Source organism: Micrococcus sp. 093350064-1 (assembly GCF_053627955.1).
Window position 1 is genome coordinate 236,607 of sequence record NZ_JBSEYU010000002.1, and the last position, 15,853, is coordinate 252,459.

A 15,853-nucleotide genomic window follows, 5' to 3' on the forward strand; every position below is an offset into this window, starting at 1 on the left:
ACCGGAGCATGAGCGTGAACAGCATGTCCACTGACAACTCTTTCGGCCTGATGCGCATCGGCCTGGCCACGGCGGAGGACATCCGCCGCTGGTCCTACGGCGAGGTCAAGAAGCCGGAGACCATCAACTACCGCACCCTGAAGCCGGAGAAGGACGGACTCTTCTGCGAGAAGATCTTCGGCCCCACCCGTGACTGGGAGTGCGCGTGCGGCAAGTACAAGCGCGTGCGCTTCAAGGGCATCATCTGCGAGCGCTGCGGCGTCGAGGTGACCCGCTCGAAGGTGCGCCGCGACCGCATGGGCCACATCGAGCTGGCCGCGCCGGTCACCCACATCTGGTACTTCAAGGGCGTGCCCTCGCGCCTGGGCTACCTGCTGGACCTGGCGCCGAAGGACCTCGAGAAGGTCATCTACTTCGCGGCGTACATGATCACCTCGGTGGACGAGGAGGCCCGGCACCGCGACCTGGCCAACCTCCAGGCCGAGTACGACCAGGAGACCCGTGTCCTGGCCGACCAGCGTGACTCCGACATCGCCGCGGTGGCCGCCGACCTCGAGAAGGACCTGGCCAAGCTGGAGTCCGAGGGCGCCAAGGCCGCCGAGAAGAAGAAGGCCCGCGACGCCGCGGACAAGACCATGGCGCAGATCCGCAAGCGCGCGGACGCGGACCTGGACCGCAAGGAGCAGGTCTGGGACCGCTTCAAGAACCTCAAGGTCGCCGACCTCGAGGGCGACGAGGGTCTGTACCGCGCCATGCGGGACAAGTACGGCCAGTACTTCGAGGGCTCGATGGGCGCGGAGGCGATCCAGCGTCGCCTGCAGACCTTCGACCTCGAGGCCGAGTCCGAGATGCTGCGTGAGACCATCAAGACGGGCAAGGGCCAGCGCAAGACCCGCGCCCTGAAGCGCCTGAAGGTCGTCAACGCGTTCCTGACCACGGACAACTCGCCCGAGGGCATGGTCCTGGACGCCGTCCCGGTGATCCCGCCGGAGCTGCGTCCGATGGTGCAGCTGGACGGCGGCCGCTTCGCGACCTCCGACCTCAACGACCTGTACCGTCGCGTGATCAACCGCAACAACCGCCTGAAGCGGCTGCTCGACCTCGGCGCGCCCGAGATCATCGTCAACAACGAGAAGCGCATGCTGCAGGAGGCCGTGGACTCGCTGTTCGACAACGGCCGCCGCGGCCGGCCGGTGACCGGCCCGGGCAACCGCCCGCTCAAGTCACTCTCCGACATGCTCAAGGGCAAGCAGGGCCGGTTCCGTCAGAACCTGCTCGGCAAGCGCGTGGACTACTCGGGCCGCTCGGTCATCGTGGTGGGTCCCCAGCTCAAGCTGCACCAGTGCGGCCTGCCGAAGCAGATGGCGCTGGAGCTGTTCAAGCCGTTCGTGATGAAGCGTCTCGTGGACCTGAACCACGCGCAGAACATCAAGTCCGCCAAGCGCATGGTGGAGCGCTTCCGTCCGCAGGTCTGGGACGTGCTCGAGGAGGTCATCACCGAGCACCCGGTCCTGCTGAACCGCGCCCCCACCCTGCACCGTCTGGGCATCCAGGCCTTCGAGCCGCAGCTCGTGGAAGGCAAGGCCCTGCAGCTGCACCCGCTGGTCTGCTCCGCGTTCAACGCGGACTTCGACGGCGACCAGATGGCGGTCCACCTGCCCCTGTCGCCGGAGGCCCAGGCCGAGGCGCGCCTGCTCATGCTCTCGAGCCACAACATCCTGAAGCCCTCGGACGGCCGTGCGGTCGCCGTGCCGGCCCAGGACATGATCATCGGACTGAACCACCTCACCACGGTGCGTCCGGACGAGGTCGGCGCGGGCAACCTGTACGCGACCGTCGGCGAGGCCATCATGGCGTTCGACGGCGGCGACCTGCACCTGAACGCGCCCGCGCGGATCGGCGTCGAGGGCTTCGTGCCGTCGGCGGACGTGCCGGCCCCCGAGGGCTGGTCCGAGGGCGAGATCGCCCTCATCGAGACCACCCTGGGCAAGGTGCTGTTCAACGAGCTGCTGCCGGACGACTACCCGTGGCTGGACAAGCAGGCGACCAAGGGCACCCTCGGTCAGCTGGTCAACGACCTGGCCGAGCGCTACCCGATGGTCGTCACCGCGCAGACGCTGGACAACCTCAAGGACGCCGGCTTCCACTGGGGCACCTGGTCGGGTGTGACCGTGGCGATCTCGGACATCACCTCCGACTTCGACAAGGCCGCCATCATGGAGGGCTACGAGGAGCAGGCCCAGCGCGTGCAGCAGCAGTACGACAAGGGCCTGATCGCGGACGACGAGCGTCGCTCCGAGCTGATCGACATCTGGAACAAGGCCACCGACGAGGTCGCCGCGGCCATGAAGGACGGCCTGCCGGAGCTCAACACCATCAACCGCATGGTGTCCTCCGGTGCGCGAGGCAACTGGCTCCAGGTGCGCCAGATCGCGGGCATCCGCGGCCTCGTGGCCAACCCGAAGGGTGAGATCATCCCGCGTCCGATCAAGTCCTCGTACCGCGAGGGCCTGTCCGTGCTCGAGTACTTCTCCGCCACCCACGGCGCCCGCAAGGGCCTCGCGGACACCGCGCTGAAGACCGCGAACTCGGGCTACCTGACCCGTCGTCTCGTCGATGTGTCCCAGGACGTCATCGTCCGCGAGGACGACTGCGGCACCGAGCGCGGCCTGTCCGTCACGATCGCCGCCCCGAACGCCGACGGCGAGCTGGTGGCCCACGAGCAGGTCGAGAACTCGGCCTTCGCCCGCACGCTGGCCCAGGACGTCACGGGCGAGGACGGCACGGTGCTGGCCTCGGCCGGTGCGGACGTGGGCGACGTGCTGATCGGCGAGCTGGTGGCCGCCGGCGTCACGGAGATCAAGGTCCGCTCGGTCCTGACCTGCGAGTCCGCCGTGGGCACCTGCGCGAAGTGCTACGGCCGCTCCATGGCCACCGGCCAGCTGGTGGACATCGGCGAGGCCGTCGGCATCATCGCGGCCCAGTCGATCGGTGAGCCGGGCACCCAGCTCACCATGCGCACGTTCCACACCGGCGGTGTGGCCTCGGCCGACGACATCACGCAGGGTCTGCCCCGCATCCAGGAGCTCTTCGAGGCCCGCACCCCGAAGGGCGTGGCCCCGATCTCCGAGGTCGCCGGCCGCGTGACCATCGAGGACACCGAGGCGTCCGTGCGCCTGCTGCTCACGCCGGACGACGGCTCCGAGGAGATCGCCTACCCGGTGCTGCGCCGTGCGCGCATCCTCGTGGCCGACGGCGAGCACGTGCCGGTGGGCACGCAGCTCGTGGCCGGCGCCGTGGACCCGAAGCAGGTCCTGCGCGTGCTCGGCCCGCGGGCCGCGCAGCGGTTCCTCGTGGACGAGGTGCAGAACGTGTACCAGTCCCAGGGCGTGGGCATCCACGACAAGCACGTGGAGGTCATCGTCCGGCAGATGCTGCGTCGCATCACCGTCATCGAGTCCGGTGACACCGACCTGCTGCCGGGCGAGCTCACGGACCGGGCGCGCTTCGTGGCCGCCAACCGCGCCGCCGTCGCTGAGGGCCGCCAGCCGGCCTCCGGCCGCGACGAGCTGATGGGCATCACGAAGGCCTCGCTGGCCACGGACTCGTGGCTGTCGGCCGCGTCCTTCCAGGAGACGACCCGCGTCCTGACGCAGGCGGCCATGGAGGGCAAGTCCGACCCGCTGCTGGGCCTGAAGGAGAACGTGATCATCGGCAAGCTGATCCCGGCCGGCACGGGCCTGGACCGCTACACGAAGACCGTCGTGGAGCCGACGGAGGAGGCGAAGGCCAACCTGTTCGCCTCGCCGGCCGGCTTCGCGGACTTCGACTACCCGGGTCTGGACCAGTCGCTCGGCGAGAACGACTTCCACGCCGTCTCGTTGGACGACTACGACCGCGGGGGCGACTTCCGCGCCTGATCCCCGTCCCCCAGGGGGCCCGCCGTTCCGCCGCTCACGCGGGGGAGCGGCGGGCCCCTTGGCGTGCGGGGCCGGCTCGTCGACGGCGCCGGGGCGTGCTATGCTGTCAAGGATTGTTTTTCGTGTGGCAAATTGGACGCTGTCCGGGTCGCGGGGTCATTGCGCGGCAGATGCCACACTTTTGCACGCCTGCGGACGTCTGCTCGTTGCGAGCCCCCACAGGGAGAGGCAGAGCAGAGGAACGAGCAGCCGGCGCCCCGGGCGCCGGTCGATCACGTCAGCGATCACCGAAACACAGGAAGGCTGAAGAGTGCCTACGATTCAGCAGCTGGTCCGCAAGGGCCGCTCACCCAAGGTCGTCAATACGAAGGCCCCTGCCCTGCAGGGGAACCCCATGCGTCGTGGCGTGTGCACCCGTGTGTACACCACCACGCCCAAGAAGCCGAACTCGGCGCTGCGCAAGGTCGCCCGTGTGCGCCTGAACGGCGGCATCGAGGTCACGGCCTACATCCCCGGCGAGGGCCACAACCTGCAGGAGCATTCGATCGTGCTCGTCCGCGGCGGTCGTGTGAAGGACCTGCCCGGCGTGCGCTACAAGATCGTGCGCGGCGCCCTCGACACCCAGGGCGTGAAGAACCGCGGCCAGGCCCGCTCCCGCTACGGCGCCAAGAAGGAGAAGAAGTAATGCCTCGTAAGGGTCCTGCGCCGAAGCGCCCCCTCGTCGTCGATCCCGTCTACGGCTCCCCGCTGGTCACGCAGCTGATCAACAAGGTGCTCGTCGACGGCAAGAAGTCCACCGCCGAGCGCATCGTGTACGGCGCGCTCGAGGGCGCCCGTGCCAAGAACGGCGCCGATCCCGTGGCCACCCTCAAGAAGGCCATGGACAACATCAAGCCGGCCCTCGAGGTGCGCTCCCGCCGCGTCGGCGGCGCCACCTACCAGGTGCCCGTCGAGGTCAAGCCGGGCCGCTCCACGGCCCTGGCCCTGCGCTGGCTGGTCGGCTTCTCCAAGGCCCGCCGTGAGAAGACCATGACCGAGCGTCTGATGAACGAGATCCTGGACGCCTCGAACGGCCTGGGCGGCGCCGTGAAGCGTCGCGAGGACACCCACAAGATGGCCGAGGCCAACAAGGCCTTCGCCCACTACCGCTGGTGATCCGTGTGGCCCGGGGCGCGCGATCCGCGCCTCGGGCCGCAGGTGCGTCCTCTCGGACGGGCCACCCACCGCATCCACCTCACGAGCCCCCCCATTCCACCCGACCAAGGGAGACACCGTGGCACAGGACGTGCTGACCGACCTGCACAAGGTCCGCAACATCGGCATCATGGCCCACATCGATGCCGGCAAGACCACCACCACCGAGCGCATCCTGTTCTACACGGGTGTCAACCACAAGCTGGGCGAGACCCACGACGGCGGCGCGACGACGGACTGGATGGAGCAGGAGAAGGAGCGCGGCATCACCATCACCTCCGCCGCGGTGACCTGCTTCTGGAACGACCACCAGATCAACATCATCGACACCCCCGGCCACGTGGACTTCACGGTCGAGGTGGAGCGCTCGCTGCGCGTGCTCGACGGCGCCGTCGCCGTGTTCGACGGCAAGGAGGGCGTGGAGCCCCAGTCGGAGACCGTGTGGCGCCAGGCGGACAAGTACAACGTCCCGCGCATCTGCTTCGTCAACAAGATGGACAAGCTGGGCGCGGACTTCTACTTCACCGTCGACACCATCGTGAAGCGCCTCGGCGCGCGTCCGCTCGTGATGCAGCTGCCGATCGGCGCCGAGAACGACTTCGTGGGCGTCGTCGACCTGCTCTCCATGAAGGCCTTCGTGTGGCCGGGTGACGCCAAGGGCGACGTCACCATGGGCGCCTCCTATGAGACCCGCGAGATCCCCGCCGAGCTCCAGGAGAAGGCCGAGGAGTACCGCAACGAGCTCGTCGAGGCCGTCGCCGAGACCTCCGAGGAGCTCATGGAGAAGTACCTCGAGGGCGAGGAGCTCACCGTCGAGGAGATCCAGGCCGGCGTGCGCCAGCTGACCGTGAACGCCGAGGCCTACCCGGTGTTCTGCGGCTCCGCGTTCAAGAACCGTGGCGTGCAGCCGATGCTGGACGCCGTGGTCGCCTACCTGCCGAACCCGCTGGACGCCGGCTCCGTCAAGGGCCACGCCGTGAACGACGAGGAGGAGGTGCTGGAGCGCGAGGCGTCGAAGGAGGCCCCGTTCTCGGCGCTCGCCTTCAAGATCGCCACGCACCCCTTCTTCGGCACGCTGACCTTCATCCGCGTGTACTCCGGCCGCCTGGAGTCCGGTGCGCAGATCCTCAACGCCACCAAGGGCAAGAAGGAGCGCATCGGCAAGCTGTTCCAGATGCACGCCAACAAGGAGAACCCGGTGGACGAGGTGGTCGCCGGCCACATCTACGCCGTGATCGGCCTCAAGGACACCACCACGGGCGACACCCTGTGCGATCCCGCGAACCCGATCATCCTCGAGTCGATGACCTTCCCGGAGCCCGTGATCTCCGTGGCCATCGAGCCGAAGACCAAGGGTGACCAGGAGAAGCTCTCCACCGCCATCCAGAAGCTCGTCGCCGAGGACCCCACGTTCCGCGTGAACCTCAACGAGGAGACCGGCCAGACCGAGATCGGCGGCATGGGCGAGCTCCACCTGGACGTGTTCGTGGACCGTATGAAGCGCGAGTTCAAGGTCGAGGCCAACGTGGGCAAGCCCCAGGTCGCGTACCGCGAGACCATCAAGCGCAAGGTCGACAAGGTCGACTACACGCACAAGAAGCAGACCGGCGGCTCCGGCCAGTTCGCCAAGGTGCAGCTGTCCTTCGAGCCCCTGGACACCGCCGAGGGCGAGGTCTACGAGTTCGAGAACGCCGTCACCGGCGGTCGCGTGCCCCGCGAGTACATCCCCTCGGTGGACGCGGGCATCCAGGACGCCATGCAGTTCGGCGTGCTGGCCGGCTACCCGATGGTCGGCGTGAAGGCCACCCTGCTCGACGGCGCGTACCACGACGTCGACTCCTCGGAGATGGCGTTCAAGATCGCCGGCTCCCAGGCCTTCAAGGAGGGTGTCCGCAAGGCCAACCCGATCATCCTCGAGCCGCTGATGGCCGTGGAGGTCCGCACCCCCGAGGAGTTCATGGGCGACGTCATCGGCGACCTGAACTCCCGCCGCGGCCAGATCCAGTCCATGGAGGACGCCACCGGCGTGAAGGTGGTCAACGCCCTCGTGCCGCTGTCGGAGATGTTCGGCTACATCGGCGACCTGCGCTCCAAGACGCAGGGCCGCGCGGTGTACTCGATGACCTTCCACTCCTACGCCGAGGTCCCCAAGGCCGTGGCGGACGAGATCATCCAGAAGTCCCAGGGCGAGTGACCGCAGGTCACCTGCTCTGAACGACCTGCCCCGGGTCGGCCGCCGCAGCCGCGGCCGGCCCGGGGCGACCGGACCGCCCTCCCCGGCGCGGCGGTCCGCGATCAGGACGGGTCAGGTCCGGTCCGCTTCCGGCGGTCCCGACGGCCTGGAACCGGACTGGCCCTCGTGAGGCCGGGATTTCCCCAACCCCGCACCATCCGAGTAGACTCAGTCAAGTTGTCAGCACGTCGCAGGCGGCTGAGCAGTCTTCTTGACGATGAACCAGTTCTTAGGAGGAACTAGTGGCAAAGGCAAAGTTCGAGCGGACGAAGCCGCACGTCAACATCGGCACCATCGGCCACGTTGACCACGGCAAGACCACGCTGACCGCCGCCATCTCGAAGGTCCTGTACGACAAGTACCCGGACCTGAACGAGGCCCGTGACTTCGCGACGATCGACTCCGCCCCCGAGGAGCGTCAGCGCGGCATCACCATCAACATCTCCCACGTGGAGTACCAGACCGAGAAGCGTCACTACGCCCACGTGGACGCCCCCGGTCACGCCGACTACATCAAGAACATGATCACCGGCGCCGCTCAGATGGACGGCGCGATCCTCGTGGTCGCCGCCACCGACGGCCCGATGGCCCAGACCCGTGAGCACGTGCTCCTGGCCCGCCAGGTCGGCGTGCCGGCCCTGCTCGTGGCCCTGAACAAGTCGGACATGGTCGAGGACGAGGAGCTCCTCGAGCTCGTCGAGATGGAGGTCCGCGAGCTGCTGTCCTCCCAGGACTTCGACGGCGACGAGGCCCCGGTCATCCGCACCTCCGGTCTGAAGGCCCTCGAGGGCGACCCCCAGTGGGTCAAGTCCGTCGAGGACCTCATGGAGGCCGTGGACGAGTTCATCCCGGACCCGGTCCGCGACAAGGACAAGCCGTTCCTGATGCCGATCGAGGACGTCTTCACCATCACCGGTCGTGGCACCGTGGTGACCGGTCGCGCCGAGCGCGGCACCCTGAAGATCAACTCCGAGGTCGAGATCGTCGGCATCCGCGACGTGCAGAAGACCACCGTCACCGGCATCGAGATGTTCCACAAGCAGCTCGACGAGGCCTGGGCCGGCGAGAACTGCGGTCTGCTGCTGCGCGGCCTGAAGCGCGACGACGTGGAGCGCGGCCAGGTCGTGGTGGAGCCGGGCTCCATCACCCCGCACACCAACTTCGAGGCGAACGTCTACATCCTGTCCAAGGACGAGGGTGGCCGTCACAACCCGTTCTACTCGAACTACCGCCCGCAGTTCTACTTCCGCACCACCGACGTCACCGGCGTCATCACGCTGCCCGAGGGCACCGAGATGGTCATGCCCGGCGACACCACCGAGATGTCGGTCGAGCTCATCCAGCCGATCGCCATGGAGGAGGGCCTCGGCTTCGCCATCCGCGAGGGTGGCCGCACCGTGGGCTCCGGCCGCGTCACCAAGATCACCAAGTGATCTGACGCATCCCGTCTCGTGGCTCCGTTGAGCCGCTGACGCGCGACGCCCCCGTCTCCGGGTCCCCCGGAGGCGGGGGCGTCGCCGTGTCCGACGACGGCGCGGCGGCGGCGGCTAGGCTGGGGAGCATGCCTGAACTGCTCATCCTCATCGTGGTGCTCGCCGTGGCCGTCGTGGCCGTGCGCTGGGCGCTGCGGACCTTCCGTCCCGAGATCGACCGTGCCCGGCGCATCCGGCGCGCGAACCGCGGCGGGGAGCTGGAGCGATGAGCCTGCCCGGCCCGCGCCGCCTCTTCGCCGTCACGGCGATGGCCGAGATGTTCACCTGGGCCGGTCTGCTGATCGCCATGGGCCTCAAGTACGGCGGAGTCACGGAGCGGATGGTGCCGATCGCCGGCGGCGTCCACGGCTTCGTGTTCCTCTGCTACCTCGTGGTGACGGTCGCCGTGTGGATCGATGGGCGGTGGCCCGTGGCCCGCGGACTCCTCGGCCTCGGTTCGACGATCGTCCCGTTCATGACGGTCCCGTTCGAGCGGGCCCAGCGGCGGCGCGGCGAGCCGGCGTCGCGGTGGCAGGTCGTGGACCGCGCGCCGGGGGAGCGGGGGCCCCTCGAACGGCTTCTCGTCGTGGTGCTGCGCCATCCGGTGGTCAGCGCGCTCCTGGCGGTCGCCGTGGTCGCCGTCGTCTTCACCCTGCTACTCAATGCCGGCCCGCCCACCGAGTGGGGCCGCTGAGCCCGGGGGACCGCCGGGCCCGGCCCGCCGATTGGCGGACTGGGCCCGCTTCTGTCTATACTGATTCGGTTGCTCAAGCGCCATTGCGCTGTCGTCGTGTGTCTCGCGGCGGCAGCTCGGCCCAGATGTGACGTCACCACTCCGACCCGCCACAGGCGTGTGCCCTCCCAGGAATGCGACACGCCCGACCGCGTGGACCGGAGTCCGGCGGCGGCGAGGAACCCGGTCCGACCGGATTCGCCCCGCGCGGGTGGAGGACAAGAAGGCGGGCACGATCCGCCGCACAGGGACAGGAACAGCACACCCGACGAGAGAGGCGTGACGCCATGGCGGGACAGAAGATCCGCATCCGGCTGAAGTCGTACGACCACGAGGTCATCGACGTCTCGGCCCGCAAGATCGTTGACACGGTCACGCGCGCAGGCGCGACGGTGGTCGGCCCCGTGCCGCTGCCGACGGAGAAGAACGTGTACTGCGTTATCCGTTCTCCCCACAAGTACAAGGACAGCCGCGAGCATTTCGAGATGCGCACCCACAAGCGGCTCATCGACATCATCGACCCGACCCCGAAGGCCGTCGACTCGCTCATGCGACTGGACCTGCCCGCGGACGTCAACATCGAGATCAAGCTCTGAGAGGGAGGTGCTGAGAGACTATGACCAACACCCAGAACATCAAGGGCCTGCTGGGCACGAAGCTCGGCATGACCCAGGTCTGGGATGAGGACAACAAGCTCATCCCTGTGACCGTGGTCAAGGCAGACCCGAACGTCGTCACCCAGCTGCGCTCCGAGGAGACCGACGGCTACACCGCCGTGCAGATCGCCTACGGCCAGATCGATCCCCGCCGCGTGACCAAGCCCCTGGCCGGTCACTTCGAGAAGGCCGGCGTGACCCCGCGTCGCCACCTCGTCGAGCTGCGCACCGCCGACGCCGCCGAGTACTCGCTCGGCCAGGACGTGACCGTGGAGGTCTTCGAGGCCGGCCAGAAGGTCGACGTCGTGGGCACCACCAAGGGCAAGGGCTTCGCCGGCGCCATGAAGCGCCACGGCTTCGCCGGTGTGGGCGCCTCGCACGGCCAGCACAAGAACCACCGCAAGCCCGGCTCCGTGGGCGGCGCGTCCACCCCCGGCCGCGTGTTCAAGGGCCAGCGCATGCCCGGTCGCATGGGCGCCGTGCGCCAGACCACCATGAACCTGACCCTCCACGGCATCGACGTGGAGAACAACCTCCTGCTGATCAAGGGCGCGGTGCCCGGCTCCAAGGGCCAGGTCGTGCTCGTCCGCAGCGCCGTGAAGGGAGCCTGAGACCATGGCTGAGAACTCCGTGAAGACCGTCCAGGTCGATCTGCCCGCCGAGCTCTTCGACGTGCAGTCCAACGTGCCGCTCATGCACCAGGTCGTCGTCGCCCAGCTCGCCGCCGCCCGTCAGGGCACGCACAAGACGAAGCGCCGCGGCGAGGTGTCCGGTGCCGGTCGCAAGCCGTTCAAGCAGAAGGGCACCGGCCGCGCACGTCAGGGCTCCATCCGCGCCCCGCACATGACCGGTGGTGGCGTCGTCCACGGCCCGACCCCGCGTGACTACTCGCAGCGCACCCCCAAGAAGATGAAGGCCGCCGCCCTGCGCGGTGCCCTGTCGGACCGCGCCCGCAACGGCCGCGTCCACGTCATCGAGGCCCTCGTGTCCGGGACCACCCCGTCCACCAAGGCCGCCAAGGCGGGCCTCGCGTCCCTGAACACCGGCCGCAAGAACGTGCTGCTGGTGATCGACCGGGCCGACGACGTCGCCGCCCTGTCCGCCCGCAACCTGCCCGCGGTCCACACCCTGTACGCCGACCAGCTGAACACCTACGACGTGCTCGTCTCCGACGACGTCGTGTTCACCCAGGCGGCCTACGAGGCGTACGTGGCCCAGGCTTCCGGCGCCAAGAAGGAGGATGCCCAGTGAGCGGCTCCATCAACAAGGATCCCCGCGACGTGATCATCGCTCCCGTCGTGTCGGAGAAGAGCTACGGTCTGATCGACGAGGGCAAGTACACCTTCCTGGTCGACCCGCGCTCCAACAAGTCCGAGATCAAGCAGGCGGTGGAGCGCATCTTCAACGTCGACGTGGCCTCGGTCAACACCCTGAACCGTTCCGGCAAGCGCCGTCGCACCCGCTTCGGGTGGGGCCAGCGCAAGTCCACCAAGCGTGCCATCGTCACGCTCAAGGACGGGACCATCGACATCTTCGGAGGTCCGCTCGCCTGATCGGCGTGCGGAGACCACTTAATCGAGGAACTGACACATGGCTATCCGTAAGTACAAGCCGACCACCCCGGGCCTGCGTGGCTCGTCCGTGGCCGACTTCGCAGAGATCACCCGGTCCACGCCGGAGAAGTCCCTTCTCCGTCCGCTGCACAAGACCGGCGGCCGCAACAACACCGGTCGCATCACCACCCGTCACAAGGGCGGCGGCCACAAGCGCCAGTACCGCCTGGTCGACTTCCGTCGCCACGACAAGGACGGCGTGCCCGCCACCGTCGCGCACATCGAGTACGACCCGAACCGCACCGCCCGCATCGCGCTGCTGCACTACGCGGACGGCGCCAAGCGCTACATCCTGGCCCCGGCCAAGCTGAAGCAGGGCGACGTGGTCGAGGCCGGCCCGAACGCCGACATCAAGCCCGGCAACAACCTGCCGATGCGCAACATCCCCGTGGGCACCACCATCCACGCGGTGGAGCTGCGCCCCGGCGGCGGCGCCAAGATGGCCCGCTCCGCCGGCGCGTCCGTGCAGCTGGTCGCCCGCGAGGGCAAGTACGCCCAGCTGCGCCTGCCCTCCGGTGAGATCCGCAACGTCGACGTGCGCTGCCGCGCCACGATCGGCGAGGTCGGCAACGCCGAGCAGTCGAACATCAACTGGGGCAAGGCCGGCCGCATGCGCTGGAAGGGCGTCCGCCCGACCGTCCGCGGCGTCGTCATGAACCCGGTCGACCACCCGCACGGCGGTGGCGAGGGCAAGACCTCCGGCGGTCGTCACCCCGTCAACCGGAACGGCAAGCCCGAGGGCCGCACGCGTCGTCCGAACAAGGAAAGCGACAAGCTCATCGTGCGTCGCCGTCGTACCGGCAAGAACAAGCGATAAGGGAGCAGGGAAGACATGCCTCGCAGCCTGAAGAAGGGCCCCTTCGTCGATCAGCACCTCTACCTGAAGGTTCTGGCCGAGAACGAGAAGGGCAGCAAGAACGTCATCAAGACCTGGTCCCGCCGGTCGATGATCATCCCGGACATGCTGGGTCACACCATCGCGGTCCACGACGGACGCAAGCACGTCCCGGTGTTCGTCACCGAGTCCATGGTGGGTCACAAGCTGGGCGAGTTCGCCCCGACCCGGACCTACCGCGGCCACGTGAAGGACGACAAGAAGGGCAAGCGCCGCTGAGCCTGAGGGCACAGCACGCTTGACCTTCTCGAGAATCGAAAGAGAGAAGCAATGGAAGCCAAGGCAATTGCGCGCCACCTGCGCGTGACGCCGATGAAGGCCCGGCGCGTCGTCGACCTGGTCCGTGGCAAGCAGGCCACCGAAGCACTGGCCATCCTGAAGTTCGCCCAGCAGGGCGCTTCGGAGCCGGTGTACAAGCTGGTGGCCTCCGCGGTGGCGAACGCCCGCGTCAAGGCGGACCGCGAGGGCCAGGCCTTCGACGAGGACGCCCTCTACATCACCGAGGCCTTCGTGGACGAGGGCCCGACCATGAAGCGGTTCCAGCCCCGTGCTCAGGGCCGCGCGTACCGCATCAACAAGCGCACGAGCCACGTGACCGTGGTCGTCGCGTCCAAGGACGAGAAGGGTGGGAACTGACAATGGGCCAGAAGATCAACCCCAACGGGTTCCGCCTCGGCATCACCACCGACCACGTCTCGCACTGGTTCGCGGACTCCCACAAGGAGGGCCAGCGCTACGCTGACTTCCTCAAGGAGGACGTCAAGATCCGCGAGCTGATGACCACCGGCATGGAGCGCGCCGGCATCTCCAAGGTGGAGATCGAGCGCACCCGTGACCGCGTGCGCGTGGACATCCACACCGCGCGTCCGGGCATCGTGATCGGCCGCCGCGGCGCCGAGGCCGACCGCATCCGCGGTGAGCTCGAGAAGCTCACCGGCAAGCAGATCCAGCTGAACATCCTCGAGGTCAAGAACCCCGAGACCGATGCCCAGCTGGTGGCGCAGGGTGTGGCCGAGCAGCTCGCCTCGCGCGTGGCGTTCCGCCGCGCGATGAAGAAGGCGATCCAGTCCGCCATGCGCGCCGGCGCGCAGGGCATCCGCATCCAGTGCTCCGGCCGCCTCGGCGGCGCCGAGATGAGCCGCTCGGAGTTCTACCGCGAGGGTCGCGTGCCGCTGCACACCCTCCGCGCGAACATCGACTTCGGCAAGTTCGAGGCCAAGACCACCTTCGGCCGCATCGGCGTGAAGGTCTGGATCTACAAGGGCGACCTGACCGCCAAGGAGCTCGCGGCCAAGGAGGCCGCGCAGCCCTCCGGCCGTGGCCGTGGCGGCGAGCGCCGCGGCGGCGGTGAGCGTCGTCGTCGCAACGATCGCGCCGAGCGTGCTCCCCGCCAGGAGAACGCCGGCGCCGGCGCCGAGACCCCGGCCGCCGCTCCCGCTGAAGGAGGCAACGCCTGATGCTGATCCCCCGTCGCGTCAAGCACCGCAAGCAGCACCACCCCAAGCGTTCCGGCGCCGCCAAGGGCGGCACCACCGTGACGTTCGGCGAGTGGGGCATCCAGGCGCTCACGCCGGCCTATGTGACCAACCGTCAGATCGAGGCCGCCCGTATCGCCATGACCCGCTACATCAAGCGTGGCGGCAAGGTCTGGATCAACATCTACCCGGACCGTCCGCTCACCAAGAAGCCCGCCGAGACCCGCATGGGCTCCGGCAAGGGCTCGCCGGAGTGGTGGGTCGCCAACGTCAAGCCCGGACGCGTGCTCTTCGAGCTGTCGGGTGTCACGGAGGACGTCGCCCGCGAGGCGCTCCGCCTGGCCATCCACAAGCTGCCGCTGAAGGCCCGTATCATCCGTCGAGAGGGTGGTGAGTGATCCCATGGCGATCGGCACCAAGGATCTGAACGTCGAGTCCCTGGACGGGATGGACAACGCCCGCCTGCTGGAGGCCCTGAAGTCCTCCAAGGAGGAGCTGTTCAACCTGCGCTTCCAGGCCGCCACCGGTCAGCTGGACAACGCCAGCCGGCTGAAGGCCGTCAAGCGTGACATCGCGCGCATCTACACGATCCTGCGCGAGCGCGAGCTGGGCATCCGCGGCGATGTCGCCGCCGAGGCGCAGGCCGAGAAGAACGAGGAGGCTGCCAAGTGACCGAGCAGACCCCGGCCGTCTCCGAGGAGCGCGGCTACCGCAAGGCCCTCCGTGGCATCGTCGTCTCCGACAAGATGGACAAGACCATCGTCGTCGAGGTCGAGGACCGCAAGAAGCACTCGCTCTACGGCAAGGTGCTGAAGACCTCGAAGCGCGTGAAGGCGCACGACGAGGACAACACCGCCGGCGTGGGCGACCGCGTCCGCCTCGCCGAGACCCGCCCGCTGTCCGCCTCCAAGCGGTGGCGTCTGGTGGAGATCGTCGAGCGCGCCAAGTGATCGACCCGGCCCCCTGAGGGCCGGCGACGCAGAGGGCCGCCCCGTGCACTGGCACGGGGCGGCCTTGTGCGTTAGACTCTGATATTCGTGCGCCCTCTCGTTGGCAGGACCATCCATCCTGTGTGCCGAGGGCCGCGCACGCCGATCCCGGATCCGCCTCGGCCCTGCCCTGCGCGCCCCTCCGCTCTCGACCTCCCCGACGCTGTCTGAACACGCGTCGCCGGGGGACGACGGCGGGCGGCCCGCCTCGGGGGAGGGGTAAGCGTCCCGGGATGCCCGTTCAACCGTTCCGCAAGGCTCGCCCATCGTGGGGGAGAACCGGCGCGACGCTAGGAGAGACAAGTGATCCAGCAGGAGTCGCGGCTCAAGGTCGCCGACAACACCGGTGCGAAGGAAATCCTGACCATCCGTGTTCTCGGCGGTTCCGGACGCCGCTACGCAGGCATCGGCGACACCATCGTCGCCACCGTGAAGGACGCCATCCCCGGCGGCAACGTCAAGAAGGGCGACGTCGTCAAGGCCGTGGTGGTCCGCACCCGCAAGCAGTCCCGCCGTCCCGACGGCTCGTACATCAAGTTCGACGAGAACGCGGCGGTCATCCTGAAGACCGACGGCGAGCCCCGTGGCACGCGCATCTTCGGCCCCGTGGGTCGCGAGCTGCGTGACAAGAAGTTCATGAAGATCGTGTCGCTCGCCCCGGAGGTGATCTGAC

At 68.4% G+C, this 15,853-nt stretch carries 19 protein-coding genes; all 19 read left to right on the top strand.

The window, feature by feature from the left end:
* Positions 1 to 23 precede the first annotated feature (23 nt).
* The 19 genes from ACUW6W_RS03160 (at position 24) to rplN (ending at position 15,852) form a co-directional block, all read left to right on the top strand.
* Positions 24 to 3,920, top strand: coding sequence for a DNA-directed RNA polymerase subunit beta' (locus ACUW6W_RS03160; protein ID WP_036317751.1), 3,897 nt, complete (start codon positions 24 to 26; stop codon positions 3,918 to 3,920).
* A 310-nt stretch (positions 3,921 to 4,230) separates the two neighbouring features.
* Positions 4,231 to 4,605 carry a 30S ribosomal protein S12 gene (rpsL, locus tag ACUW6W_RS03165; RefSeq protein WP_002854787.1) on the top strand — a complete coding sequence of 125 codons (375 nt, stop codon included), beginning with the start codon at positions 4,231 to 4,233 and terminating at the stop codon, positions 4,603 to 4,605.
* Positions 4,605 to 5,075 (top strand): 30S ribosomal protein S7, encoded by a 471-nt coding sequence (rpsG, locus tag ACUW6W_RS03170; protein ID WP_010080379.1) that lies wholly within the window; start codon positions 4,605 to 4,607, stop codon positions 5,073 to 5,075. Before rpsL ends, rpsG begins: the two co-directional genes overlap by 1 nt.
* Positions 5,076 to 5,193: 118 nt before the next feature.
* On the top strand, positions 5,194 to 7,308 hold the full coding sequence (gene fusA, locus ACUW6W_RS03175; RefSeq protein ID WP_036381535.1) for an elongation factor G: 2,115 nt from the start codon (positions 5,194 to 5,196) through the stop codon (positions 7,306 to 7,308).
* Positions 7,309 to 7,589: 281 nt separating this feature from the next.
* Positions 7,590 to 8,780, top strand: a complete 1,191-nt coding sequence (gene tuf, locus ACUW6W_RS03180; RefSeq protein ID WP_036317754.1) for an elongation factor Tu — start codon at positions 7,590 to 7,592, stop codon at positions 8,778 to 8,780.
* 128 nt (positions 8,781 to 8,908) lie between these two features.
* Complete coding sequence (locus ACUW6W_RS03185) at positions 8,909 to 9,049, top strand: hypothetical protein (RefSeq protein WP_162833779.1); 141 nt, start codon at positions 8,909 to 8,911, stop codon at positions 9,047 to 9,049.
* The gene (locus ACUW6W_RS03190; protein ID WP_041103558.1) at positions 9,046 to 9,513 is read left to right on the top strand and encodes a DUF3817 domain-containing protein; all 468 of its coding nucleotides are present in this window, start codon (positions 9,046 to 9,048) and stop codon (positions 9,511 to 9,513) included. The genes ACUW6W_RS03185 and ACUW6W_RS03190 overlap by 4 nt, the downstream gene beginning before the upstream one ends.
* Before the next feature lie 326 nt (positions 9,514 to 9,839).
* Positions 9,840 to 10,148, top strand: coding sequence for a 30S ribosomal protein S10 (gene rpsJ / locus ACUW6W_RS03195; RefSeq protein WP_002857463.1), 309 nt, complete (start codon positions 9,840 to 9,842; stop codon positions 10,146 to 10,148).
* 20 nt (positions 10,149 to 10,168) lie between these two features.
* On the top strand, positions 10,169 to 10,819 hold the full coding sequence (gene rplC / locus ACUW6W_RS03200; protein ID WP_036317759.1) for a 50S ribosomal protein L3: 651 nt from the start codon (positions 10,169 to 10,171) through the stop codon (positions 10,817 to 10,819).
* A gap of 4 nt (positions 10,820 to 10,823) precedes the next feature.
* Positions 10,824 to 11,459 (top strand): 50S ribosomal protein L4, encoded by a 636-nt coding sequence (gene rplD, locus ACUW6W_RS03205; RefSeq protein WP_041103272.1) that lies wholly within the window; start codon positions 10,824 to 10,826, stop codon positions 11,457 to 11,459.
* Positions 11,456 to 11,761, top strand: a complete 306-nt coding sequence (gene rplW / locus ACUW6W_RS03210) for a 50S ribosomal protein L23 (protein ID WP_002857471.1) — start codon at positions 11,456 to 11,458, stop codon at positions 11,759 to 11,761. Before rplD ends, rplW begins: the two co-directional genes overlap by 4 nt.
* A 37-nt stretch (positions 11,762 to 11,798) precedes the next feature.
* On the top strand, positions 11,799 to 12,638 hold the full coding sequence (gene rplB / locus ACUW6W_RS03215; RefSeq protein WP_010080386.1) for a 50S ribosomal protein L2: 840 nt from the start codon (positions 11,799 to 11,801) through the stop codon (positions 12,636 to 12,638).
* Positions 12,639 to 12,653: 15 nt separating this feature from the next.
* Positions 12,654 to 12,935, top strand: coding sequence for a 30S ribosomal protein S19 (rpsS, locus tag ACUW6W_RS03220; protein WP_002857475.1), 282 nt, complete (start codon positions 12,654 to 12,656; stop codon positions 12,933 to 12,935).
* A gap of 51 nt (positions 12,936 to 12,986) precedes the next feature.
* The gene (rplV, locus tag ACUW6W_RS03225; protein WP_017487837.1) at positions 12,987 to 13,352 is read left to right on the top strand and encodes a 50S ribosomal protein L22; all 366 of its coding nucleotides are present in this window, start codon (positions 12,987 to 12,989) and stop codon (positions 13,350 to 13,352) included.
* Between the two features lie 2 nt (positions 13,353 to 13,354).
* A complete protein-coding gene (rpsC, locus tag ACUW6W_RS03230; RefSeq protein ID WP_002857479.1) occupies positions 13,355 to 14,173 on the top strand; it encodes a 30S ribosomal protein S3 in 819 nt (272 codons plus the stop codon).
* The gene (gene rplP / locus ACUW6W_RS03235; protein WP_036317764.1) at positions 14,173 to 14,589 is read left to right on the top strand and encodes a 50S ribosomal protein L16; all 417 of its coding nucleotides are present in this window, start codon (positions 14,173 to 14,175) and stop codon (positions 14,587 to 14,589) included. The genes rpsC and rplP overlap by 1 nt, the downstream gene beginning before the upstream one ends.
* A 4-nt stretch (positions 14,590 to 14,593) precedes the next feature.
* Entirely contained in the window at positions 14,594 to 14,863 is a 270-nt protein-coding gene (gene rpmC, locus ACUW6W_RS03240; protein WP_036317766.1) for a 50S ribosomal protein L29, read from the top strand.
* Positions 14,860 to 15,141, top strand: coding sequence for a 30S ribosomal protein S17 (rpsQ, locus tag ACUW6W_RS03245; RefSeq protein ID WP_036317768.1), 282 nt, complete (start codon positions 14,860 to 14,862; stop codon positions 15,139 to 15,141). The genes rpmC and rpsQ overlap by 4 nt, the downstream gene beginning before the upstream one ends.
* Positions 15,142 to 15,483: 342 nt before the next feature.
* On the top strand, positions 15,484 to 15,852 hold the full coding sequence (gene rplN, locus ACUW6W_RS03250; protein ID WP_002857487.1) for a 50S ribosomal protein L14: 369 nt from the start codon (positions 15,484 to 15,486) through the stop codon (positions 15,850 to 15,852).
* Position 15,853 lies beyond the last annotated feature (1 nt).